We start from the raw sequence: 19,750 nt of genomic DNA, 5'->3' as shown, positions 1-19,750 counted from the left end.
TTCACTTCTCCTTCGTCGCAGCTCGGTTCAGGAAGGCATCGTCAAAAGCGCAAATCAGACGGATTTCCCATGGGCGGGTGGTTATTTCCATGCGGGTGAAGTAGGCGTCAATGTCGGACCACTGGAGCGGGCTGGCATCGAATCCCCGAGGTCTTCGTTTACTGAGGTCGCGGAACCATGCCCATGCGCGTTCGGCTTGCTCGGGCATTTCGGGACCATCCATGAAGTCGGGATGAATCCCCGCTTCATCCAGATAGGCCCCTTTCTCTGCCAGCGTGAGCCCGTCCGCATCGGGTTCTGATAGTCGGAACAGGCGACACGCGGCATCGAAAGCCTCGGCCTCTAGACCTTGAAAAAAACTTCGTCGTTCCCCATCTCGGCCACGATGGCTTCGCGGAGGATTGCGAGATTGGGATTCGACACGAGCATCAGGGCGTTTTCGGGCGAGTAGGGAAGCGCCTCCCCTTCCCATTCGATCCCCGTCCAACCGATGATGCGGGCCGCGATGTAAGCGTTCTGGATGGCCTCACGCTCATCGCCACGTGCGATCTTGCGACCCTTGACCATGGCATCGGCACGGTCGCGTTCCGCCTTCTTGGTGGCGGGATGAACGGCTCCAGCCAGCGTGATCTCGACCCCAAGCAGGGCGGGATGATCCGGCTTGACGATGACGCTATCGACGGCTTTGACTTTGCTGAGATCCACGGTGACTCCTAGGGCTTGCGGGTGATGAAACAGGCTGTGGCCGTGCCGGTAAGCGGCACATAGGCTTCATAGGTCAGCGTCTCGATGCGGACGCCGTCCTTTTCGGGGTTCTTGCGGTCGGTGATCTTGGCCCGTCCGCAGTCGATGACGTAGCTCTTGCTGGCCCCATCACCGAGGGTCAGGGAGAGGGGGAATTCGGTTCCGGCGGCGTAGCGGTCGGACTGCGTGTGATCCGCGAAGTAGACTTCTAGGGTGCCGGTGATCTTTACGGCCTTCTGGGTCGCGTTGTGCGCGGCGGTGCTGAAACAGACCCGGCCTACTTCGGAGCTATTGTCGAAGTCCATGCTCCACTTCGTGACGTTGGGCATGGAGACGGCATTGAGCTTGAGACTTCCGATGACGTTCCCGAAAACGGGATTGGTGTTCGCGGCCCCGATGCTGGAGAACAGGGTGGAGGCCGTCATGGTCCCAACCGTCATGGCCAGGAGTTCCAGGGAATACTGGACGGTTTCCTTGAGGGCTCCAGAGAGTCCGAGCTTGTTCACGACCACGCCCGTCATGGGTTGGTATTTGGTGGTCGAAGTGCTCTGATCCTTGTGCTCCAAGGTGACGCTCTTGGGCGTGACGGAGGTTCCGCCCACCTTGAGGGTATTTCCGGTGATCGTGCGCCCCGCTGCGGAGGTTTCAGTCACTAGACCCGTAGCGCCGCTGAAGGTCAGGACAGTCGTGGTTACGTTGGTGATGGTCTGGGAACTGTTGTTGCCGCCGTTGGTGAACCCCGCCATGGTGACGGTATGCCCAATGGCGAACCCATCAGCCACGAAATCTCCCGTAGCCCGGGTGATGGTCTTCGCGCTGCCATCCACGGCGAGATTCACAGAGGCCAGGCTGGGGCTCCAGGTGGCCCCCAGAGCCGCCGCAAGGAAGTCGTCCAGGGTGGCGTAGCTGAGTTCACCCTTGATCGAAGGCGAGGCTTCGGGGGCACCCATCGCGCCGGGGGACCGCTGACGATCCGTGCGGATCTCATTGGATTCCACGTTGGGGATGGAGATGTTGGAATCGTAATCCGTGCAACGCAGGGTGATCCCAACCGGAGTGCTCGGGGTCGTGTTCAGCGTGGTTTCGGGGATGTAGGTAATTTGCATGGATCACCTCGTTTCAAAAGCGATGGAGACAGGGCAGGAAACCCAGTCGGTTTCGGTGTTGACAGGTCCCGGATTAGCGTCTTCGGTGTCGAGCGTTACGCCGCCCTGGATAAGGCGTTGGTGCCCAAATTGGGCAATGACGGCATCGACCGCCATGGTGAGAGCCGCAAGCCCTTTGCCAGCGGGGGCACATGGGGTGATCTGAAAGATGCCCCGGTAAAACCGCTTGCTGGGATCTCCAAGCGCCCTCCAGGATCCAGTTGGGATGAAGTCATACCGAAAGAAGAGGACGGCAGGACTGGGCTTGGTGAATGCGATTCCAGGCAGCGCAACGAGCGCGGGATCCAGCCCGGGAAGAGCCTTCAACTGGATCTCGCCCGCAGCACGGCAAAGGTTGATGCTCATCGCACCACCTCTGCCAGCGACTTCAGGAAAATCTTGTTCCAGCGGTCAACGGCGACACGCGCCATCCCGGCAGGAGCCTGGGTTGAATGGCCATACTCCAGAGGTATGATGTAGGGGACATTGTTGGAAAGGTAGGTGATGCCACCCGCCCGGAGGCCAGAAACGTAGGTTGCGCAGCGGGACAGGGACGGCCCTCCGCTCTTGGCTCGGGTCTGGTCAATGTTGACCATCCGCTCGTCCCCGGCGAACCAGTTGGAACGAGCCCAGCCGGTGTCCACTGGCGTCAGGAGAACCAGTTCGCTCAGGAAGTCGTAAATCACCTTGCGGACGAACCGGTTTGCAGTGATTCCCGTCTTCTTCTGGAAGGCGCGGATGTCATTGGCGCAACTCATCGCTGCACCGTGAGGTTGAACGTGATGTTGAGCCCTTCGGCCCGTTCCGGGGTGGTTCCAAGAACAGTCCAGACGGAATCATCGAATTCGGCCTTGTCCCCCGGCATGGGGTCGAACTTCAGGCCCAGGCCGGCGACCATGACCGCCCGCAGGTGGGTTTCAATGAGGGTGCCCTTCTCCAGGCGGTTGTCGAACGCCTGAATGACACCACCGGACGCCTTGGCGACGATGGCCTGCACCGTCTGTTCCTTCCGCGTCTGCGCGGCCTCGCCCGTCACCGGATCTGGCGTCCCCGTCACCACGCGAACGAGGGTGATGGGCTCGCCGTTGTCTTCGATGGCGTCGAAAGCCGCTTGCTGGAGGACTTCCCCGTGCCCGCTCATCCACGCACCAACATGACGCTGGACCCGTAGCTGTTGAGATACGGGGCGAGGTAAGCGAGAACGTGATCGGGGAAGGCTTGGGTGGTCTGCCCTTCGATTTCCAGGGAGCCCACTTTGAGCCGGGACGGGGCGGCGTCCGTGTTGCGGTTCTTGAGCCAGAGCCAGATGGAAAGTTCGATCTGGGCACGTTTGACCGCCATGGGGACCACATCGGAGGGGATGGGGAACCCGCTCCGATCATAGATCCCCACACGAGGGAAGGGCATCGGCTGGGCCTCTTCCGAGGCCACGCGAGAGCCCTTGTAGTCGAGCGCGTTCATCTTGCGGGCGCCCTGTTTCAGCGCCGCTTCCTGGCTTGGGACATCCGTGGGCCACCCCTTGGACTGCGCAGCGGTCAACGTGGCGATGTGATCCAAGGCCTCTGCGAGGGAGGCCATGGTATCCGCGTCGGACGCGCCGGGGGTGGTGGTGAGAGCCATGCTAGTTGGCCTTCTTGGTGCGGGCTTCCTTCACCGCTGCGAGGATCTTTTCCTTGCCCGCCTGGAAGACCAGACCGCCGATGTCCAGGTTGTTGGACTCGGCATAGGCGATGAGTTCCCCGGCCTTCATGTCGTCAAGGGACTTTTCGCCTTCCTTGGACTCAGCAATCGCCCAGCCGGCATGGATGAAGTTCTGCACTTCGTCGGGATGCACATCGGCGGTTCGGGGACCGCCCGTGTCTTCCCATAACCACACCATGGGGGTGAGAACAGGCGCTTGCAGGGCTTCGGTCATGGCTCATCCGAATGAAGCCCGGGGGTCCGAAAACCCCCGGGATGATTGCGACTAGCCGAGCAGATCGGCGATGAATTCGGACTTGAGCGCCTTGACGCCCCAGGCCAGGCCCACCTCATACTTGATGCGCCGGTAGAGCTTGTATTTGGCGATCTGGAAGGTGAGGCCGGAGAAGGGGTCCGTCAGGTTGTAGACGTCATCCGCGTCATCGCCCTCTTCGGGCATGGCGGGGGTGCGAGTCAGGAGCTTGATCGCGGCGCGTTCGAAGCCCATGTTGCCGGTGAAGGTGGCGCCCACGGTGATGGCGGCGTTGTCGGCCACGGCCTGGAGCAGACCGGGGGCGGCGAGGGTGAGCACACCACCGGCCAGATCGGCAGCGGCGATATACTTGTTGGTATCGCCCGCGAAAGTGACCACGTTCCCGGCCTTGACCGTTCCGGCGCCGGTATCGACCGCGATGGCGGTGGCGCCAATCGCGTAGCCAGCGACGTTGTTCACCAGGTAGCCCGCGCCCGTTCCGGCGGCGATGGAGCCGACCTTGGCGGACTCACGGATCTTGAAGCCGTGGATGTCCAGGAGGATGCCGCTCTCGCGCATGCTGGTGGTGCCCGCCTCGTTCGCCTTGGTGAGCTGGCCCAGGGTCCGGAGCTTGGCGCCAGCGGCAGTGTTGATGACGAGCTGGAGATCGGACAGGGGGGCGCCGTTGTCCTGGAGGATCTTGCGGAGGTTCGCGGGGTCGCTCAGGTCGGTGGCGAAGGGGGTGGTTCCGGCGGTGCCGGTGGCGCGGGAGGCGCTCACGGCCAGACCGGCGAGGTCGGTTTCCACCAGGTTGCGGAGGGCACGGAAGGACTGGGCGAGCTGCTGGGCCAGGACATCCTTGTAGGTGCCACTCTGCTCGAAGCCCTTCAGTTCCTCCCCGCTCCAGCGGATGGGGGAATACTTGGACTTCTGGATGGTCATGGTGGTGTTGCCGATGTTCTGGTCGCCATCGTCGGGGGGGAGCTGGCCAGCGACGATGTCACCGGTGCTGGCGGCGGGGGTGACGGGCGTGGTCACGATCTGGCCAACGGCGGCCTGGGAAGCCTTGGCGTCGATCTCGACGGCGGGGATGAAGCCCAGGGGCTCAGCGGCCACGATATCGAGGGCGGCATACATGACGGGGATGAGGTTGGTCAGGGTGTTGGACATCGCAGGAATCCTTTAGTCGGTCAGACTTCCGCCGTCCTTCATGAAGGCGGAACGGTCTGTGGGCGTGAGTTGGTCGAAGGAGGCGCGGGTCATGGTTTTGGCGCCGGGGTTGGACTTGGTGTGCGGGGCGCCTCCTCCCGAGGCGTTGGTGCCTTCGAAGGCACGACCGAAGATCGGATCGGCCTTGAAGCCATCCAGGAGGTGTTTGAAGGTCGCGGGTTCACCACCGGCACCGGCAACCAGGGGGTTGCCAACCGGATCGAGGATCTGAACCGTGAACTTCCCATCCTGTTCCAGGACCTTCACACGCCCCAGGACATGGGGCATGAGGAGCTGGGGGACGCCCTTGGCTTCGGTGATCGCCGCCGTGGCCTGGGCTTCGATGAGGTATTTCTCCAGCGCCGACTTGTAGCGCATGGCGGTGCCGTTGGCGGCTTCCAGGTCTGCCTTGTGGGCTGCGGCCATCTGCTCCCGCTTCTTGGCCTCGCCGTCCAGCACCTTCTGGTATTCGCCCTTCTTGAGAGCGTCCTGGAGTTCCAGTTCTTCCTTCTTCTTCTCCAGGTCTTTCTCGCGCTCCAGAAGGGCGGAAATCTCTTCCGGCGTCTTCCCGAGCTTTTCCCACGCCTTGGCCAGGGGCTCGTATTTCTTGCTGTTCGTGCGCTCCTTTTCGAGCGCGGACTTGAGGCCGGTCACGTCCTCGGGTTCGTATTCGAACATCCCGTCATCCGCCTTCTTGAAGAGGGCGGCGCTTTCGGCGTCCAATCCGTCCAGGGACTTGAGCCTGATCTTGGTCATGCTGGGATCTCCCCTAAAGGCCCATTCCCTGGGCACATTTAGAGGTTGGTTCCTGGCCTGTCCACTCTACGGGCGTTGGAGTGGAAAACGTGTTTTCAGACCAGACCCGATCCCCGCATCTGATCCGGCGTAGGGACCAATTCCGGGAAGAGCATCAGCACCTCGTCAACGATCCAGCCAACTAGGTAAGCCATCGCTTCGTGGTTGGTGGGACTAATCTTGACGCCGCAGGTTTCCAGGATCTTCCAGGCTATGTGGGTCGCTTCGTGGGCCACGGTGTTGTAGGTCCCGTCAAAAATGCCCAGGATCCACCATCGGATTCCCGCCTTGTCCAGGAACGAGTGCGAGATGCCCGCCATATCGGACAGGGCTTCCTCCTGGAGAGGGGAATGGGCCTGGATGAAGTCGCTTGCCTCCCCAATGTCCAAGGAGATGTGCAGTTTGAACCCGTAGAGCGGAACCCGGATCACCTGCATGGCTCACCCCACGTTCTCAACGGGTCGGCGGTAGAGGATCCCTCCCACCACGGCGTAGTTTTGGCTGAAGACGATATGTTCCGGGACGCATTCCCGCTTGACGGGGTCCACGTGGATCAGGGCGAAGGACTGGCTGTAGCGATTCAGCCCTTCGACGTAATCAAAGTCAATTTTGGCCAGGCATCCGGTGGTGAGTTGGAAGTAGGCGCCGGAAAGCTCGTTCACGGTCGCCTTGAATTCGGGCTTGTGGGTGTGCCCGCCGACACTAGAGATGCCGTAGTTACCGGGATGATGCCCTACCAGGAGGGTGTTGAAGTAGATTTTGTAGTTCTTGGCGATTTCGTCTCGCCCTTCCTTGACCTGATAGGCGCTGAAATCGGCCTTGTTGACCAGGTTGATACGGAAGGCGTCCAGCCCGAAAAGGGTTGAGAGGCTGATCCCCATGAGGTCCATGAGGGGCACGATGTAGGGGGTCCGGTCGGCCATGTGCCGCAGGACCCGGGCGTCGTGGTTGCCGATAATGAGGTCGATCTGGGCTTTGGGGCACCCTTTTCGCAGGGGCCGGAAGATGTGGTCCCGCACGAATTCAAAGGCACCCTTGACGCTGATCTGCCGGGGATCCTTATCGAACCGGCTGAATTCCGCGAATTCGAACACGTCTCCATTGAGGACGATCACGTCAGGCTGAACCCGCTCTGCCGTGGCGATGAAGACGGATAGGGGGAAGGGATCCGAGTTGCGGTCGTGGAAGTCGGACCCGATGAGGATCCGCTTGATGCCGTCCGCGTGGGTCACCTCGTATTTCCCTACCCAGGGCAGGATTTCAATTTCATAGAAGCCTCGGTATCGGTCCCGGGCGGAATGGGTAGCGATGGCCTTCTCCAGGCGTTGCGCTCCCCGGTGGTGCTCCAGGCCCGCCTCCCGCCTAAATTCGTGGAAGGTGCCGAACCTCGCAGACCAGGTGCGTTCCGAATACTGGCCCTCGTTCCGGTAGAGGGTCCGGGAAATGTGCCGGGTAGGGAATTCCTCCTGGATCCGCCGAAGGTCCGCGATCATGTCTTCGGCGTTCGCAGAGGGGTCGTATTTCCGTTCCCGCTCGGAAAGTAGGGTCCTATCACCTTCGGGTTTCTTCGAGCCTTCCTCGGCTACCCGCTGGCCCAGGGGCTTGTTCGTTTTGCTCCCATGTTCACGTTTCTCGAACGCCTGACGGTCCCGATCACCCCCATGGGGGAAGAACGGCTCGTCCACGGAGGGTTCTGGAAGCCCCTTGGCGCGGGCCCTTGCGCACCGCTGCTGGTGGGATCGCCATTGGGTCCGGGTCCATCCTATGGGGCGTTTGCGATCACTCATCATTGCCCCCTGACTTGATCCAGGATGTGGAAGTAGGCGGCGCCATCCACGGCGTTATCCCGCTTGGGGCTGGCAGTTTCGCGGGCCAGTTTCACCAGCACCATGAGGATGGCCAGGTCTTCGCATGTGACCTGGGAAAGGCCGGGTCTGCCCGTGGCCCTGGCGAGGTCTCGGATTCGGCTCCAATTGTCCAGGGGCGTTCCGTATGCCGCTTGCCGGTCACCGTTGACCAGGGACTCTGCTTCCATGAGGATCGACTGGGGGTTGCTCACGAATACATCTCCTCAAGTTGCTTGATGGTCAGGGGGTTGCCCTTCTGGTTGATCATGTCTGCGAAGGACAACTTGCCCTTCTGGTAGAGTTCCAATTTCCGGTCGCCTAGAATCTCCACCTGCCGCGCCTTGGGCTGGGCATCAAACCAGTTTTGGTAGGTGAATTTCCCTGAGACGGGACCGTCCATAGAGGCGCGGTCGCCTTCGGGGATGTTGTCCAGTTCCTTGGCCAGGGTGGAATTGCCGTGGGCTTCGCGGGCGAGTTGTTGCCAGGATTTCGTCTGCGGGGTCAAGAAGCATCGGCACCCAAAGTGAAGCGCAGGGGTTGGATGCTCGGAACCCCACGGGAACGTTACAGAATCCAAGGCCCCGCAGCGCGGACACGTAGAAATGTCGAGTGTGGCCGTCCACGTCTCCCCCGCCATGATGTCCGAATTGGCCTCATAGGCTGCGTGGTGGGCCGCGCTGCTCATGGAGATCACGCTGGAGCGCACCAGGGCCTCCGCATTGCGGCGGGCCGTGTAGATCGGGGCTCGGAGGGCGGGCTGGACCGTGCGGAGGTCCACCTTGCCCGCAGCGTTGACCCCGGGGAGGTTCTGGCCCAGGATCCGGTCCCGTAGCTGGGTAATGGTTTCGCCCCGAAGCACGCCCTGCCGCATCTGATCTGCGAAGGCGTTTGTCAGGTCCGCCCCCTGCCTTGCCCACCAGTCCGCAGAGGGGGCGCCCTGGATCAGGGAGCCGTCTGCAAGGCTCCGGAGAAGTTCCGGCGTCCATTTGGGCGGGATCATGATGTCGGCCCCCATGGCGGCGTTCACGGCGGTTACCACGCCCTTGCCGGATACCCGGATGAGGCCGGTCATCTCATCGGACTGGAAGGATGCAATATCCCCATAGCCGGTTTCGATGGTCTTCTGGGCCTGGGCCAGGAGTGAGCGCAGCCTTGACTTCTGCCAGTCCGTGCGCGGGGTGTCGAGCCCTGACCCCACGAGATCCCGGATGAGGTCTTGCCCCAACTGGAGGATCATCCGGTCAATTTTGGCCGCCAGCCCCGCCTCATAGCGGGTGGTATCCACCATGAGGGAGATGAGGTTGGAGCGGATCTTGTCAGGAATTGGGGGTGTCATTTCTGACCGCCATCAGACGTCACGTCGAAGGCATCCACGCCCATTCCGCAGGAGTCGCTGAATCGGGATGCGATTTCAACCGCCATGCGGGCGTCAGCGCCCATAGCGAGGGCACCCATTGCGAAGTCACAGCCAGAGCCCCAAGCCATGAACGGATCTTCCACTGGCACGGGGACCGGAAGATGTTCATATGTAAATGCTTTACCGTTTTCGACAACGATCAATCTGGACCAATCATCTGTGGCCTGACGAGCGGGCCATTTTTCGGGGTCAGATCCATTGGCATACCACTTAAAGAGGTTTAGCCCCCCGGCGATTTCACCTGTCATTCCGACAATGGCCCCATTCTCGAAGCGTTGAATTTTCGTGCAGGAGGATGCCAAACCGCAATTGGTCGCCTGCCGATCCGCCGCCAACGTCTTCCCGTCCCACGCAATGACAGTCATCACGCCCCCTTGTAGACCGACTGGAGCCCACCCGCGAGGATGACCCGGCCCGTGCTTGTGACCGCCCGCGCCCTGTGGAGGTCAGTCGTGTTGTGGGTTCCCCCGGTGACCTGGGCCTTGACCAAGGGATGCGTGGAGGTGTCACACGTCCCCGCCGTGGTCGTGGAGGCGGTCCCATCGTCGTGTTCGATGAGCCACGTTGCGGACACGATGGTTTCCCCATCCTGGAGGCGGTTCGCGCCGGCGAACGAGATGGTCAAAACGCGGGATTCGCCGGGATCGCGGGGGCTGAAAATCTCGAAGTCGCTCATGGGGTTTCCTCTGTGATGGCGGGGTTGACCGTGGAGATGAGGCCTGGGGCCGTGTAGGTGTTCACGATCCCCTTGGGCTGGACAAAATTGACCAGCGGTCCGGGGGTGATGACGTTGACCAGGCCCTTGGGGGTGATGAAGAATCGGGGATCAGTGACCAGCACATGCCCCGTCAGCCCGTCAATGGAGCCGCCAAGGGGCAGGAACGCGACGGATGAACCCGCCACCCCGTGGCACCCCTCGGCACTTCCGGCCAGATTGAAGGGCTGGGAGCTCGTTCCCGTGAAGGTGGGCATGGAGAAGGTTCCCGAGGCTCCCCCGCCGAAGGTGAGGGCCTTGGTGCTGGATCCGACAACCCCTTGGGCCCCGGCAATGGACCCGTTCCAGGAAAGCGCCTTGGAACTGGAGCCCGCCACGCCATGAACGCCCGTGGCCGATCCTGAGAGGGGGAGCGCCAGGGATGACCATCCCCCGATTCCCGAGGGCGTGAAGGTGCCCGATGCGGATCCCGACAGGGGGAAGGCGGTGGCGCTGGTCCCGGTGACGCTCTGTGTGCCCTGGGCGGATCCAGCCAAAGGCATCGCCTTGGATGAGGTGCCCACGACTCCATGCCCACCAGACACGGAGCCCACGAAGGGAACCGCCTTGGAGGACGCTCCCGAAACACCATGGACACCCGAAGCGGAGCCGGCGAAGGGAAGGGCCTGGGAGCTGGATCCAGCGAACCCGGGAGGGGTGTGGGTTCCTGCCGCGCTCCCGGAGAAGGTGAACGGCTGGGAGCTGGCCCCGGAAACACCGTGGCACCCCGCCGCAGACCCGGAGAAGGGCATTGCGGCACTGCTGGTGCCTGAGAAGGTGGGCGGGGTGTGCGATCCAGCGGCGGAACCCGTGAAGGGCATCGTCTGGGCCGAGGTCCCAACCACGCCATGCGCTCCCAATGCATTTCCGGAGAACGGCAGGGCCTTGGAGGTGGTCCCGATGTAGGCGGTATGGATCCCGGAGGCAGAACCGGCCAGAGGAAGGGCCTGGGATGACGTTCCAGCCGTCCCGTGTGCCCCGGAAGCACTTCCCCCCATGGTGAGGGCCTTGGAGGATGCCCCGGCGACTCCATGAACCCCTGACGCGCTCCCACTGAAGGGCAGCGCACCCGATACGAGCCCTGCCACGCCATGCGCCGCGACGATGGCCCCAGCCAGGAGGAATGCGGCCACGCTGGAACCCGTTGGGGTGACAGGGCCCACCTGGAACACGTTGTTTTGAAACACGTTCGACTGGAACACGGGCCCGGGAGCCGATACCGCCTTGAAGGTGGCAATCAAACTGCCCAGAATCGTCGCGCTGCTACTGGTGATGGTGTCCTGGTAGGTTCCTGTGCTGGTGAGAACCCGGTCAAACGTGGTCTGGTAGACCGTGGAGCCGTCACTGGAAACCTGCTGCTGCCTGGTGAAGCCCGTCCCGTTCTCGGTCAGGGTGGTTGAGGACGAGTAGTCCTGGAACCAGAATGTGATGGCAACGGCGTTCGCGCTCGTGGTCGTGACGCTGCTGGTGGAATGGGCGGTGTTGGCCGTCGATTCGCCGTTGAAGGCGTATTGATCAAGGGGGCTGGTCTGGTCCGCCCCGCTGTAGACATGGACAATCGTCGTCGGGATGGACGTGGCGCCGGTCGTGATGGTGATGGTGATCGTTCCGGTCGCCGATGCGATGGCATAGAACCCATATCCAGAGATGCCCGCTGCCGCAGGGTGAATGCCCGTTCCAAGCTGGGTGTAGGTGTTCCCCTGGGTGTCTGCGCAGGTGGTCGTTGCGAGGCTGTTCCCGTTGGAATGGGCAACGAAAATGAGGTCCCCAGCCACAACCGCAACGCCCGTCTGGACCTTGCTATTGGCCGTGCCGTAGGACGCTCGGAGGGCGATAGCCACGGCCTACCCGATGACTTCGACGGTGGCGGTGTGGCAGGTGATGGTATTGGCGGCGTTGGAGGTGCCACAGGCCACGGTCACGCCAAGAACTGCCGATGCCGTGGTGTCAACATTGACCGCTGCCGTGGCCACCAGGGGCCACAGGGCCATCACGGCGGCGGTGTTGGCTCCCCGCACGAATCCGCTTCCGATGACCGTTGCCGTAGTCCCAGTGGCACGGCAGACGATATCCACGTCCAGTTCCCACGGACGATTCGTCATGCTGGCCGTGGTCATGGTGATGGCAGTGGACGTTACGACCGTGACGCCCCCCAGGGTAATGGTGAAATTCAGGGTGGGTGCGGTCGTCGTGTCGCCGTAGACGCCCTTCATCCGGATTCGGATGGTGCGCCCCACGGTCAGGAAGTTGGCCGGAAGGGTCAGGGTCCCAACGCCTGTTCCAACGGCGCCAATCAGGGTAGCTGCCGTGGTGAAGGATGCGAGGGTCGTTGCGGAGGTCTTGGTCCAGATCACGCCCCCTAGCCGTTCCTCCAAGCCCTTGTTGTAGGCCGCTTGGTAGGTGGTGGAGGCGAAGAATCCATTCGCAATGGCCCCGCTGGCTCCAGCCTGAAGGGTGATGGTCGTATTGGCCTGGGCGGTCCCAATTATCAGGTCGCCGATTCCCGATGCTCCACCATCGACATAGAGGTATCCATCTTTGGCGCTGCCCCACGCACCCGCGTAGCCAGAGCCGTTGATGCCCAGGTCGATGTATTCGGCGGTATCTGTTCCGCTGTCGGTCGTGCAGACCACATCCGTGGAGGAACTGGAGCCCGTATCCTTGTTCTGGAAATTGGCCTGAATATAGCCCGCATAGGACGCCACGAAGTTCTGGAAGAACCGCGTCAGCGTGAGCGGGGTCTGCGCGTCCTGGATGCCCGTGATGGTGTCTACCGAATGGGCCGCGTTCCACTCGTCGGAACCTACGGGCGAGGTCCCATCGTCAGCGACCGCTACAACGGCGGCATGCGTGATGCCCATGGCTTACAGCGTGCGGATGAAGGAAGTGACCTGGATGGGGCCGCCCGCGACGATGGCCGTGGTGTTGAGGTTCAGGTCAGCGCCCGACGTTCCCACGGTGCCCTGTTCAATGAGGGTCGTGCCGTCGCTCTGGAACAGGCGATAGAAACTGGCCGTGCCCGAAGCATCGGCAGCCGAATCCTGGGTGATCGCGTTGGCCGTGAGGGTGTGCGCCGTGGCGGCGAAGGCCGTCGCGCTCATGGTCAGGGTTCCCAGGAGCGTCGGGGAGCCCAGGGCCGCGTCCGCATTGGCGGGAACGCTCCCGGCGTAGACTTTCAACTGGCCACTGGCGGCGGCGGTATTGAAGGGGGCCAACATGGAACCGGCGAGGGTGCTGGTGAGGGTGGGCATCGGGTCTCCTATGCAGCGGTAGTGCCCGGGTCACCCGGGACGATGGGGGTTTTGAACGGAAGGGGTTGCTCCGCCTCCAACTTCAAGGTCTCCACTTCGGCGTCAACGTCCGTGTCGGGCGGAAGGAGTTCCTTTTCCACGAGGTAGAGGACCCATGCTTTGAGCGTGATCTTGCCCTGCACCACGGCCTGGAGCATGACGGCGAGTTCCTGGGGATCAACGGTGTCTTCGCGCCATTCGCGGTTGACCTTGAGGGATCCGCCGGAAGGAAGCTTGATCCATGCGGCGGTGAACAAGAGGGCCTGTTCAAGGGCGTCTTCGAAGGTGCGAACCATCGCCTTAAGGGAGGATTCCCCTTCCCGGGTTTCCTGGCCCGCTTCGGTGGCCGTCTTCTGAACGTCGCTGGTGAGCAGTTCCCCAGCGACCCGGCGCATCATGTCTTCGGTGTCGGTGAGGTCCTGTCGGCCCGCTTCGATGGCCTTCCCGGTGTGTTCCACATATTTCAGGTCCGCGTCGGCCTGATCCGAGTTGATGAGGCGGTTGGGGCCTACGACTACGGGGGTATTTGTAGCATTTTGAAGTTTGCGGGCGAACAGAAGGGGCACCCGCGCAACGTGCAGGATGTGCTTTTGGTCGCTCTTGCTCTGCCAGTGGTCGCAGCACAGCCACGCCAGGTCTTCCAGCGGGGGAGTCGCGGTCATGAACCCTGTGCGGCCCGTGTAGCAGGGAATCAGGGGGATGAAATCCAGGGTGGTGGGTCCGCTGAGTTCGGGATCGATGACCCATTCGTGCTTGGCGTTCTGAACGAAGACCCGCACGGACCCGGGCTCCAGGACGCGGATTTGATCACGGCTGGTGGTTCCGAATTCCCCATCGGGAACGTCAACGCATTCCTTGATGCGGACCTGCGTCAGGACCATGCGCCCATTGACGTTCTGAGCCTTCCAGCCGATGACCTGCTTCGCCTGGACATGGACCCAGAAAGGGCGAAGGCCAAGGGCCCGTTCCTCTGCGAGGTTGAGGGTTGCCTTGACCACGGGGTAATCCACAAGGATGAACCCGATCCCATCCACGAGGCACTGTCGGAAAACGTCCCGGGCGAAGGTATCCAGGTCCCTGCCCTGCCGGTCCACGTCCTCCAGCCAAGGAACAATTTCGGCGGGAATGTCGGTCCCCAGCGTGATCGGGACGCCGAAGGGCTTGCCCACCATGGAATGAACGGTCTTTTTGAACGAGTTGTAGAGCGTGGACTTGGCGAGGCGATGCTCATACGCCTGGTTCTCCTCGCCCGGCTCCTGGGGCAGGTATTTCTTCCCCGCCTTTCGCATGGCCCGGGTCCCCCCCATGAGCGTCTGGGGCAGCTCGATGGCCTCCATGAGTTCGCAATGGGCTGCGTTGGGGGTCGAAACGTCGGAAGTCATTAGCGCCGCCCGCCCATGCGATCAACCTTGGACCCAAGTTCCTTCAGGGCCGCAAGGATTTGATCCTGCCTACGATTCGATTCCTCGTCCTGGCGGCGGTCAAGGGCTTCCTGGGACCGCTTGAATTCCTCCAGGGCCGTCACGCGGCTGCTCATGGAATTGGCCCACGCAATCAATCCGCCGGCGATGACAACGGCGGAAAGAAGGTTCTGGACGTTGATTTTCGTATCGAGGCGTTCGTGCAAGGTCACTTGAATCTCCCGATGCCAAGGGCCTGTAGGCCACGGTCTGCGCCAACCCCAAACAGGGCTCCCTCAATACGACCTTTGAGTCTTTCCGCCTTGGCCACGCCTTCGGCGGCTACCCGTGCCGCATGTTCCTGGACGTAGGCTTGCTGGTAGAAGGATGCTGAGAGCTTGTATTCATCCCGCGCTGCGTAAACGGACTTGAGTTCCTGATCCCGATCCGCAAGGCGCTGGAGCGTGAAGGCGTATCGCTCATCCTGGGCCTTGATCGTATCGGCCTGAGAAGCGATGAGTTCGTCCTGGAGCTTCAGTCGCTCCACCAAACTGGGGTCATCCGTGGAGGATTGAACCCCTTGGCCACCAGGGGAATTCGCTGGGCGTTGGCCCTGTCTCGCGGCGTCCAGTTTGCGTTGTAGCTCGGCATTGCGAGCTTCGAGACTCGATACCTTATCGTCATAAGCCGGAGCCTTGGCGTCGTTCTCCTGCTTCGCGGCTGCGTCCCGTTGTGCCTGTGCATCGTGAACCTCTCCCTTGGCTGCGTGGTTGGAGCCCTGAATCGAGGACGCATTGGAACGGTCAGAATTGACCGCAGCTTGGTGTCGGAGGTAGGCGGAACGCCCCCAGATTCCGATGACAAGCACCAATACCGCGATGACGGCTGCACCAATGAGGCGGGTTTTCATGGAGAGGCCGTTGGTATCCATGGCTATTCCTGGGAAGGGGTCTTGAACTTGGAGGCCACAGCCTCAACCACGCGCTTGACCGTGTAGGACCCTGCCCCGCCACCGGTCAGGCCATAGACGAAGGTTTTGACCAGATCCACCGTGTCCATGTGCAGGAAGGCGGACATCGAGAGACACGCCACAAGGCCCCACACAAGGGCCAGGATGGTCAACACGATGGCAAGGCGGCTTGCGGAGCCCTTACCCGTGGCGTCATCCTCCATCACTTCCTGGAGGCTTTGGCGGATGCTCTTGAGGTCAGGCACTCGGCACCTCCATGAGCGCGTCCACGGCAGCGGAGAAGGGCTTGATGCCGTTGGGGAGGCCCGTCTGCCGGTTGATGCCGTTGATTCGGGCGCGAACCCTGATCCACTGGCGGGCGTTCGCGGCCTCGCAGATGCCGTGCTGGGACATGAAGTGCGCCAGGGCGCGAGCTGCGATGGTGGGGTCAAGCAGGAGGTCAGGATCGGCCAGGAGGTCCACCTTGAGGGCGGCACCCGTCTTCTCGTAGTTCTCCTGCCATGTGGTCTGAATGAACCCCCGGCCATAAAACCCGCTGGGCCAGTATCGTTCCTGGGCTCTCCAGAGGTCCGGCTGCCTCTCTTGCTTGGCGTGGATCTCGCGGCAGGGAACCCAGGACGGGCATTCAACCTGAATCGTCGCCGCCGCTGCCACCCTGACCAGGTGCGTATCGATCCCAAATTCCCGCAGCGCAGCCACGATCAAAGGCCAGTGCGCCTCAACCGCCGCCTGGGGCGCCTTGAGGGCACTGACGATCTGGGTTGCGGACAGGGGCATCGGAACCTCGGATGGGCGGGAGGCGCTCGGCCCTGGAGCCGGTCCCCAAAGAGGTGCCTCCCGGATTCAGAGTCATTCCGGGGGTGTCCACTCAACGGGCGTTGGGGTGGAAAACCTGTTTTAGGCCATGCTTCACGGGACAAAAATCAAGCCCCCATTGAAGGGGGCTTTTCGTGGGGGCCGGTCAAAATTGTCCGCCTGTGGGGTTGGAGCACTGACCAGGGCCTTTTCGGTAATGCGTTCGTTGCCCTTATTTTTCAACCAAATGTGCTCGAGATTTCAGTCACATATTATGAAGCGGACAGAACATCGCTGGCTGCCTGGGTCATCCCTTCCTGTTTTTCGAGGTAGGACACAGCTTGGATGATCTCGGGAAGGATATCCCGAGTCATGAGGATGTCGGCGTCCTTACGCTCGGTGTTCCTGGCCAGGAGGGTAAGGACATAGGGGTGGGGAAGTTCACCAGCCATCTTTTCAAGGTGGCGGTTGAAACTCATCTGGATCAGTTGCATGTTGGGCACAGGGACTCCTTTGGGGTATCAGCCCTTGGGTTGAGCGGGAAGATTATGGGCAAAGAGGGCGCGTCTAAGATCGGCAATCTGAGAACTCAGCGCCATGGCTTGGCAGGGATCTAGGAATCCGGGTTCGAAGGACTCCAGATTCTCTATCTCTCGCTCCAAGTCCCGGCGCTTTATCTCATGTTCCAGTTCCGCGACGCGGGCGGTCAGGATGTCGTTGACTTCCTCCAGCGCCTTCATGTTTTCGTAGCTGACTTCACGGTTCACGGTAGCCTCCTAGGCATCAACCCTTGCGGGCCTTGTGGCAGTTTTCGCAGAGGTAATAGGCTGGAATGACCCTGGAATACCTAGCGTCGAAGTATGCAAATAGGCGCGTATACTCGATCTGGGTTGTGCTTCCGTTGACATCAGCGTCAGGCGTGACCGGAATCGGGGCAGGGATGCGACGAGCCACGATCCCGGCTCGAAGGACTGAATCATCCACTTCGAAGTGGTATGGGCACTTGGTATTTGCACATGCTTTCATGGATTCCTCCTGGGAAGGGTCATCCGGCCTTCTTCCGCCGGATAATGTTGTAGAACTGGGACTTCTTGAGGTTGACCACCCGAAGGATGACTTCCTTGGGGTGCCCTTGACGGACCATGTCAAGCACCATCGCATTCCGGTCCTCTTTGGCCGTGCGGGTGTAGTAGTCAATGGTGCGGGGCAACCACACGTACCCCCCTCCCAGGCGATTGAGCAACTGGGCCAACTGTCGCCTTGCAATCATCCCGGCGGCGGGCTCCTGGATACCGCGGCCAATAAGGAGTTCCGTCATGGACTCCAGGAGGATTTCGGCAGCGGTGGGGAGCGATTCGTCCATTTTCTCTGGCAGGGGGCGGCAGGCCATGAGCGGTCCTAGAGGTAGAAGGGGGTGGAGGTGCAGGTGGGCCGGATGTATTGGCACCGGTAGCGGGTTTCATCCCCTACGTGGTCCTCTGACTTCGTGTTCACGTCATCCGGTTTGTTGGGGTCGCGTGGGAGTGTGGGGACCGTGCGGATGAACCCGTCGCGGCAGTTGTTGAACACGAAGAGTCCTGGTTCTTCCATCGGGAACGTGTGGCATGCCTTCAGCCGCTTCCGGATGGCTTCCCAGCCCGTCTTTCGAGATCCGGGGGACTTGTCACAGCGTTCCCACAGAATCCCGCGCTTGGCCATGTCATCCGCGATGCACACGCCGTTTTCCGCATCGAATATCGAATTATCCGCTGGTCCAGGAACGCATCGTGGACCCCAGGGAACCGCAGTCAGAAGGGCTTTGATTTCGTCGGCCACTTCGACCGCGAGTTTCTTGCACCCCTCGTCTGGGGTCCCGTTCCAGCCGTAGATTTCCCCGATGCGGAACAGGCTCCCCCTGGGCCATGCCTTCTTGGTCCCGTTGGCCAGGGTCGCCTCGGTCCCGTCGCTTTCGGCCCAGAATCCCACGCTGAACGGCTTGGAGCTGCCCCAGTCAAAGGATCGGTCGATGATCCAGCTAGATGGGATGTCGAAGGGCACGAGTTCATGGACGCTGGCCTTGTAAACGTCATCGAGCATGCCGCCCGCCACGATGTTCCAGTCGCCATCACGCATCGCCTTGACCAAGGCGGGCGTTCCCAAGCCTTCAAGCCGTGAGAGGTATTTGGGGTCATTGAGCATCAGGGACGGGTTATCAGCCATCTTCGCGGGGATGTATTGCCGCAGCATCCCGCCGTCCTCATCGGGCATTTGGGTGATCGCCATCGGCGGGGCCAGGTCAACCCACGCGGCCTTGACCCAGTTGTGGCCCTCGCCTCCAGGGTTCGCGCTGCACAGGATGCGCGGGAACATGCCTTGGAGTTCGTCGGGGATCTTCAGGCCCACCATGCGGACGCGGCCCCGCAGGTAGCGATACATGGTCGAAGTGAAGTGGGTCAGCTCGTCCATCATCAGGACGTGGATTTCGGCGCCCTGGTAGTTGTAGACGTTCTTTTCGTGCTGGCAATGGCACAGGAAGATTTTCGAGCCGTTGGGGAACGCGATGAACCCGTCGTTGAGGTTGATCGTGACCCGCTTGAGCTTGACCAAGGGGGCCAAGAGGGCTTGGAAGCTTGAGGGTCCCTCCATGTGGTTCTTCCACAGGTCGGGGAACGTCCTCCGGAACAGGTAGACCTGAAGCCCGGGGATCATCAGGCACCACAGAATCGCCGCCACGCGCATCAGGTGGGACTTCCCGCCGCCGGCTGCGCCTCCATACAGGATCTCTGTCGCCAGGGAGTAGAAGGCTTCGTCCTGCTGGTCGTGCAGTTCCCCAAGATCCAGCTCGACGGGGTCAGCGGTCATTTTTGACCGCGCTTACTGGTGATCTTGACGATGATCGGCTGATCGGACGTAACCTTCGCGTCCACCTTTTCCACGAGCATGCCCTTGATCTGGGCCAGGAGCTTGAGGGCCGCGATCTTGTCCAGCACCTTGTATTTCTTGAGCTTCGGGACGACTGCAACAGGATTGCCGTCCCCGTCAACCATCACGCCTTCGGATTGTTCGATAACTTCCATCCCCGCAACGCTTTCCGCCGTTACATCGTCCAGCGAAGTTATGGGCACCAGCGTCCCATTTTTGCGGTAGGCAAGCCGAATGTCAAAAGATGCTATGTTCTTGAGTTTATTGATGATCCATTCAGACGTGACCCCGGCCTTTTCGGTCTGCTGTTGACCTAGCTCGGCAATATATGCAGCGACTTCCGCATTTTGCAACCATCGCCATCCCGTCGTGCGCGATGATTTAGGGCTAACTCCAACCCTCTCAGCGGCTTTCGTGGCGTTGCGGTCGATCACATACTCTTCAGCAAATCGGAGACGGAGAGCAACAGTTGAGGGGCATTTGTCGCCCTTCTTCTTCCCCATGCGGTTCTTGGGTTTCGGGTTGGTGCTCATGACGCTTCCTCGATCTC

General features: G+C 61.4%; 29 protein-coding genes. All 29 read right to left on the bottom strand.

The genetic code is table 11. The features are described 5' to 3' along the window. Position 1: 1 nt before the first annotated feature. The gene (locus R2J76_RS07970) at positions 2-238 is read right to left on the bottom strand and encodes a phage tail assembly chaperone (protein ID WP_449405579.1); all 237 of its coding nucleotides are present in this window, start codon (positions 236-238) and stop codon (positions 2-4) included. A 104-nt stretch (positions 239-342) separates the two neighbouring features. Next, positions 343-705 carry a hypothetical protein gene (locus tag R2J76_RS07965; protein ID WP_316415303.1) on the bottom strand — a complete coding sequence of 121 codons (363 nt, stop codon included), beginning with the start codon at positions 703-705 and terminating at the stop codon, positions 343-345. Between the two features lie 8 nt (positions 706-713). Beyond that, positions 714-1,850 carry a phage tail tube protein gene (locus R2J76_RS07960; RefSeq protein ID WP_316415302.1) on the bottom strand — a complete coding sequence of 379 codons (1,137 nt, stop codon included), beginning with the start codon at positions 1,848-1,850 and terminating at the stop codon, positions 714-716. 3 nt (positions 1,851-1,853) lie between these two features. Beyond that, the gene (locus R2J76_RS07955; protein ID WP_316415301.1) at positions 1,854-2,255 is read right to left on the bottom strand and encodes a phage tail terminator-like protein; all 402 of its coding nucleotides are present in this window, start codon (positions 2,253-2,255) and stop codon (positions 1,854-1,856) included. Then, positions 2,252-2,647, bottom strand: coding sequence for a hypothetical protein (locus tag R2J76_RS07950; RefSeq protein ID WP_316415299.1), 396 nt, complete (start codon positions 2,645-2,647; stop codon positions 2,252-2,254). The genes R2J76_RS07955 and R2J76_RS07950 overlap by 4 nt, the downstream gene beginning before the upstream one ends. Beyond that, a complete protein-coding gene (locus R2J76_RS07945; RefSeq protein ID WP_316415298.1) occupies positions 2,644-3,030 on the bottom strand; it encodes a hypothetical protein in 387 nt (128 codons plus the stop codon). The genes R2J76_RS07950 and R2J76_RS07945 overlap by 4 nt, the downstream gene beginning before the upstream one ends. Next, positions 3,027-3,509, bottom strand: coding sequence for a DnaT-like ssDNA-binding protein (locus tag R2J76_RS07940; protein ID WP_316415297.1), 483 nt, complete (start codon positions 3,507-3,509; stop codon positions 3,027-3,029). Before R2J76_RS07940 ends, R2J76_RS07945 begins: the two co-directional genes overlap by 4 nt. Before the next feature lies 1 nt (position 3,510). Next, positions 3,511-3,804 (bottom strand): hypothetical protein, encoded by a 294-nt coding sequence (locus R2J76_RS07935; protein WP_316415296.1) that lies wholly within the window; start codon positions 3,802-3,804, stop codon positions 3,511-3,513. A gap of 51 nt (positions 3,805-3,855) precedes the next feature. Beyond that, positions 3,856-4,992: a P22 phage major capsid protein family protein gene (locus tag R2J76_RS07930; protein ID WP_316415295.1), complete on the bottom strand. Its 1,137-nt coding sequence runs from the start codon at positions 4,990-4,992 to the stop codon at positions 3,856-3,858. 12 nt (positions 4,993-5,004) lie between these two features. Next, positions 5,005-5,787 (bottom strand): hypothetical protein, encoded by a 783-nt coding sequence (locus R2J76_RS07925; protein WP_316415294.1) that lies wholly within the window; start codon positions 5,785-5,787, stop codon positions 5,005-5,007. 95 nt (positions 5,788-5,882) lie between these two features. Further along, entirely contained in the window at positions 5,883-6,263 is a 381-nt protein-coding gene (locus R2J76_RS07920; RefSeq protein ID WP_316415293.1) for a hypothetical protein, read from the bottom strand. Between the two features lie 3 nt (positions 6,264-6,266). After that, the gene (locus R2J76_RS07915; RefSeq protein ID WP_316415292.1) at positions 6,267-7,319 is read right to left on the bottom strand and encodes a hypothetical protein; all 1,053 of its coding nucleotides are present in this window, start codon (positions 7,317-7,319) and stop codon (positions 6,267-6,269) included. Between the two features lie 293 nt (positions 7,320-7,612). Then, a complete protein-coding gene (locus tag R2J76_RS07910) occupies positions 7,613-7,885 on the bottom strand; it encodes a DUF6378 domain-containing protein (RefSeq protein ID WP_316415291.1) in 273 nt (90 codons plus the stop codon). Beyond that, positions 7,882-9,009, bottom strand: coding sequence for a phage minor head protein (locus R2J76_RS07905; RefSeq protein WP_316415290.1), 1,128 nt, complete (start codon positions 9,007-9,009; stop codon positions 7,882-7,884). The genes R2J76_RS07910 and R2J76_RS07905 overlap by 4 nt, the downstream gene beginning before the upstream one ends. Next, positions 9,006-9,455, bottom strand: a complete 450-nt coding sequence (locus R2J76_RS07900; RefSeq protein WP_316415289.1) for a hypothetical protein — start codon at positions 9,453-9,455, stop codon at positions 9,006-9,008. Before R2J76_RS07900 ends, R2J76_RS07905 begins: the two co-directional genes overlap by 4 nt. Beyond that, positions 9,455-9,766: a phage fiber-tail adaptor protein gene (locus tag R2J76_RS07895; protein WP_316415288.1), complete on the bottom strand. Its 312-nt coding sequence runs from the start codon at positions 9,764-9,766 to the stop codon at positions 9,455-9,457. The genes R2J76_RS07900 and R2J76_RS07895 overlap by 1 nt, the downstream gene beginning before the upstream one ends. Beyond that, positions 9,763-11,685 carry a hypothetical protein gene (locus tag R2J76_RS07890; protein WP_316415287.1) on the bottom strand — a complete coding sequence of 641 codons (1,923 nt, stop codon included), beginning with the start codon at positions 11,683-11,685 and terminating at the stop codon, positions 9,763-9,765. The genes R2J76_RS07895 and R2J76_RS07890 overlap by 4 nt, the downstream gene beginning before the upstream one ends. A 3-nt stretch (positions 11,686-11,688) precedes the next feature. Continuing rightward, the gene (locus R2J76_RS07885; RefSeq protein WP_316415286.1) at positions 11,689-12,705 is read right to left on the bottom strand and encodes a hypothetical protein; all 1,017 of its coding nucleotides are present in this window, start codon (positions 12,703-12,705) and stop codon (positions 11,689-11,691) included. A 3-nt stretch (positions 12,706-12,708) separates the two neighbouring features. After that, the gene (locus tag R2J76_RS07880) at positions 12,709-13,095 is read right to left on the bottom strand and encodes a hypothetical protein (RefSeq protein ID WP_316415285.1); all 387 of its coding nucleotides are present in this window, start codon (positions 13,093-13,095) and stop codon (positions 12,709-12,711) included. Positions 13,096-13,103: 8 nt separating this feature from the next. Beyond that, a complete protein-coding gene (locus R2J76_RS07875) occupies positions 13,104-14,471 on the bottom strand; it encodes a DUF4055 domain-containing protein (protein WP_316415284.1) in 1,368 nt (455 codons plus the stop codon). A 44-nt stretch (positions 14,472-14,515) separates the two neighbouring features. Continuing rightward, positions 14,516-14,767, bottom strand: coding sequence for a hypothetical protein (locus R2J76_RS07870; RefSeq protein WP_316415283.1), 252 nt, complete (start codon positions 14,765-14,767; stop codon positions 14,516-14,518). Then, a complete protein-coding gene (locus R2J76_RS07865) occupies positions 14,764-15,465 on the bottom strand; it encodes a hypothetical protein (protein ID WP_316415282.1) in 702 nt (233 codons plus the stop codon). Before R2J76_RS07865 ends, R2J76_RS07870 begins: the two co-directional genes overlap by 4 nt. Before the next feature lie 2 nt (positions 15,466-15,467). Further along, a complete protein-coding gene (locus R2J76_RS07860) occupies positions 15,468-15,749 on the bottom strand; it encodes a hypothetical protein (RefSeq protein WP_316415281.1) in 282 nt (93 codons plus the stop codon). After that, a complete protein-coding gene (locus R2J76_RS07855) occupies positions 15,742-16,281 on the bottom strand; it encodes a glycoside hydrolase family 19 protein (protein WP_316415280.1) in 540 nt (179 codons plus the stop codon). The genes R2J76_RS07860 and R2J76_RS07855 overlap by 8 nt, the downstream gene beginning before the upstream one ends. 290 nt (positions 16,282-16,571) lie before the next feature. After that, on the bottom strand, positions 16,572-16,793 hold the full coding sequence (locus R2J76_RS07850; RefSeq protein WP_316415279.1) for a hypothetical protein: 222 nt from the start codon (positions 16,791-16,793) through the stop codon (positions 16,572-16,574). A gap of 27 nt (positions 16,794-16,820) precedes the next feature. After that, positions 16,821-17,066, bottom strand: coding sequence for a hypothetical protein (locus tag R2J76_RS07845; RefSeq protein ID WP_316415277.1), 246 nt, complete (start codon positions 17,064-17,066; stop codon positions 16,821-16,823). Between the two features lie 278 nt (positions 17,067-17,344). Next, positions 17,345-17,689 (bottom strand): hypothetical protein, encoded by a 345-nt coding sequence (locus R2J76_RS07840; RefSeq protein WP_316415276.1) that lies wholly within the window; start codon positions 17,687-17,689, stop codon positions 17,345-17,347. Positions 17,690-17,697: 8 nt separating this feature from the next. Beyond that, a complete protein-coding gene (locus R2J76_RS07835) occupies positions 17,698-19,140 on the bottom strand; it encodes a terminase large subunit domain-containing protein (protein ID WP_316415275.1) in 1,443 nt (480 codons plus the stop codon). Then, positions 19,137-19,733, bottom strand: coding sequence for a terminase small subunit (locus tag R2J76_RS07830; protein WP_316415274.1), 597 nt, complete (start codon positions 19,731-19,733; stop codon positions 19,137-19,139). The genes R2J76_RS07835 and R2J76_RS07830 overlap by 4 nt, the downstream gene beginning before the upstream one ends. Positions 19,734-19,750 lie beyond the last annotated feature (17 nt).

It is taken from the genome of Mesoterricola silvestris (assembly GCF_030295405.1).
Taxonomy (GTDB): Bacteria; Acidobacteriota; Holophagae; order Holophagales; family Holophagaceae; genus Mesoterricola; species Mesoterricola silvestris.
Note: the sequence above shows the minus strand (reverse complement) of the source record. Positions and strands in the feature narration are given on the sequence as shown.

Coding starts and splice junctions, on each gene's coding strand:
- R2J76_RS07875 (WP_316415284.1), bottom strand. CDS start 14,471: ATGGAGGCCATCGAGCTGCCCCAGACGCTCATGGGGGGGACCCGGGCC.
- R2J76_RS07915 (WP_316415292.1), bottom strand. CDS start 7,319: ATGATCGCGGACCTTCGGCGGATCCAGGAGGAATTCCCTACCCGGCAC.
- R2J76_RS07885 (WP_316415286.1), bottom strand. CDS start 12,705: ATGGGCATCACGCATGCCGCCGTTGTAGCGGTCGCTGACGATGGGACC.
- R2J76_RS07955 (WP_316415301.1), bottom strand. CDS start 2,255: ATGAGCATCAACCTTTGCCGTGCTGCGGGCGAGATCCAGTTGAAGGCT.
- R2J76_RS07865 (WP_316415282.1), bottom strand. CDS start 15,465: ATGGATACCAACGGCCTCTCCATGAAAACCCGCCTCATTGGTGCAGCC.
- R2J76_RS07835 (WP_316415275.1), bottom strand. CDS start 19,140: ATGACCGCTGACCCCGTCGAGCTGGATCTTGGGGAACTGCACGACCAG.
- R2J76_RS07925 (WP_316415294.1), bottom strand. CDS start 5,787: ATGACCAAGATCAGGCTCAAGTCCCTGGACGGATTGGACGCCGAAAGC.
- R2J76_RS07905 (WP_316415290.1), bottom strand. CDS start 9,009: ATGACACCCCCAATTCCTGACAAGATCCGCTCCAACCTCATCTCCCTC.
- R2J76_RS07950 (WP_316415299.1), bottom strand. CDS start 2,647: ATGAGTTGCGCCAATGACATCCGCGCCTTCCAGAAGAAGACGGGAATC.
- R2J76_RS07930 (WP_316415295.1), bottom strand. CDS start 4,992: ATGTCCAACACCCTGACCAACCTCATCCCCGTCATGTATGCCGCCCTC.
- R2J76_RS07940 (WP_316415297.1), bottom strand. CDS start 3,509: ATGGCTCTCACCACCACCCCCGGCGCGTCCGACGCGGATACCATGGCC.
- R2J76_RS07850 (WP_316415279.1), bottom strand. CDS start 16,793: ATGCAACTGATCCAGATGAGTTTCAACCGCCACCTTGAAAAGATGGCT.
- R2J76_RS07880 (WP_316415285.1), bottom strand. CDS start 13,095: ATGCCCACCCTCACCAGCACCCTCGCCGGTTCCATGTTGGCCCCCTTC.
- R2J76_RS07895 (WP_316415288.1), bottom strand. CDS start 9,766: ATGAGCGACTTCGAGATTTTCAGCCCCCGCGATCCCGGCGAATCCCGC.
- R2J76_RS07830 (WP_316415274.1), bottom strand. CDS start 19,733: ATGAGCACCAACCCGAAACCCAAGAACCGCATGGGGAAGAAGAAGGGC.
- R2J76_RS07920 (WP_316415293.1), bottom strand. CDS start 6,263: ATGCAGGTGATCCGGGTTCCGCTCTACGGGTTCAAACTGCACATCTCC.
- R2J76_RS07840 (WP_316415276.1), bottom strand. CDS start 17,689: ATGGCCTGCCGCCCCCTGCCAGAGAAAATGGACGAATCGCTCCCCACC.
- R2J76_RS07945 (WP_316415298.1), bottom strand. CDS start 3,030: ATGAGCGGGCACGGGGAAGTCCTCCAGCAAGCGGCTTTCGACGCCATC.
- R2J76_RS07935 (WP_316415296.1), bottom strand. CDS start 3,804: ATGACCGAAGCCCTGCAAGCGCCTGTTCTCACCCCCATGGTGTGGTTA.
- R2J76_RS07900 (WP_316415289.1), bottom strand. CDS start 9,455: ATGACTGTCATTGCGTGGGACGGGAAGACGTTGGCGGCGGATCGGCAG.
- R2J76_RS07960 (WP_316415302.1), bottom strand. CDS start 1,850: ATGCAAATTACCTACATCCCCGAAACCACGCTGAACACGACCCCGAGC.
- R2J76_RS07855 (WP_316415280.1), bottom strand. CDS start 16,281: ATGCCCCTGTCCGCAACCCAGATCGTCAGTGCCCTCAAGGCGCCCCAG.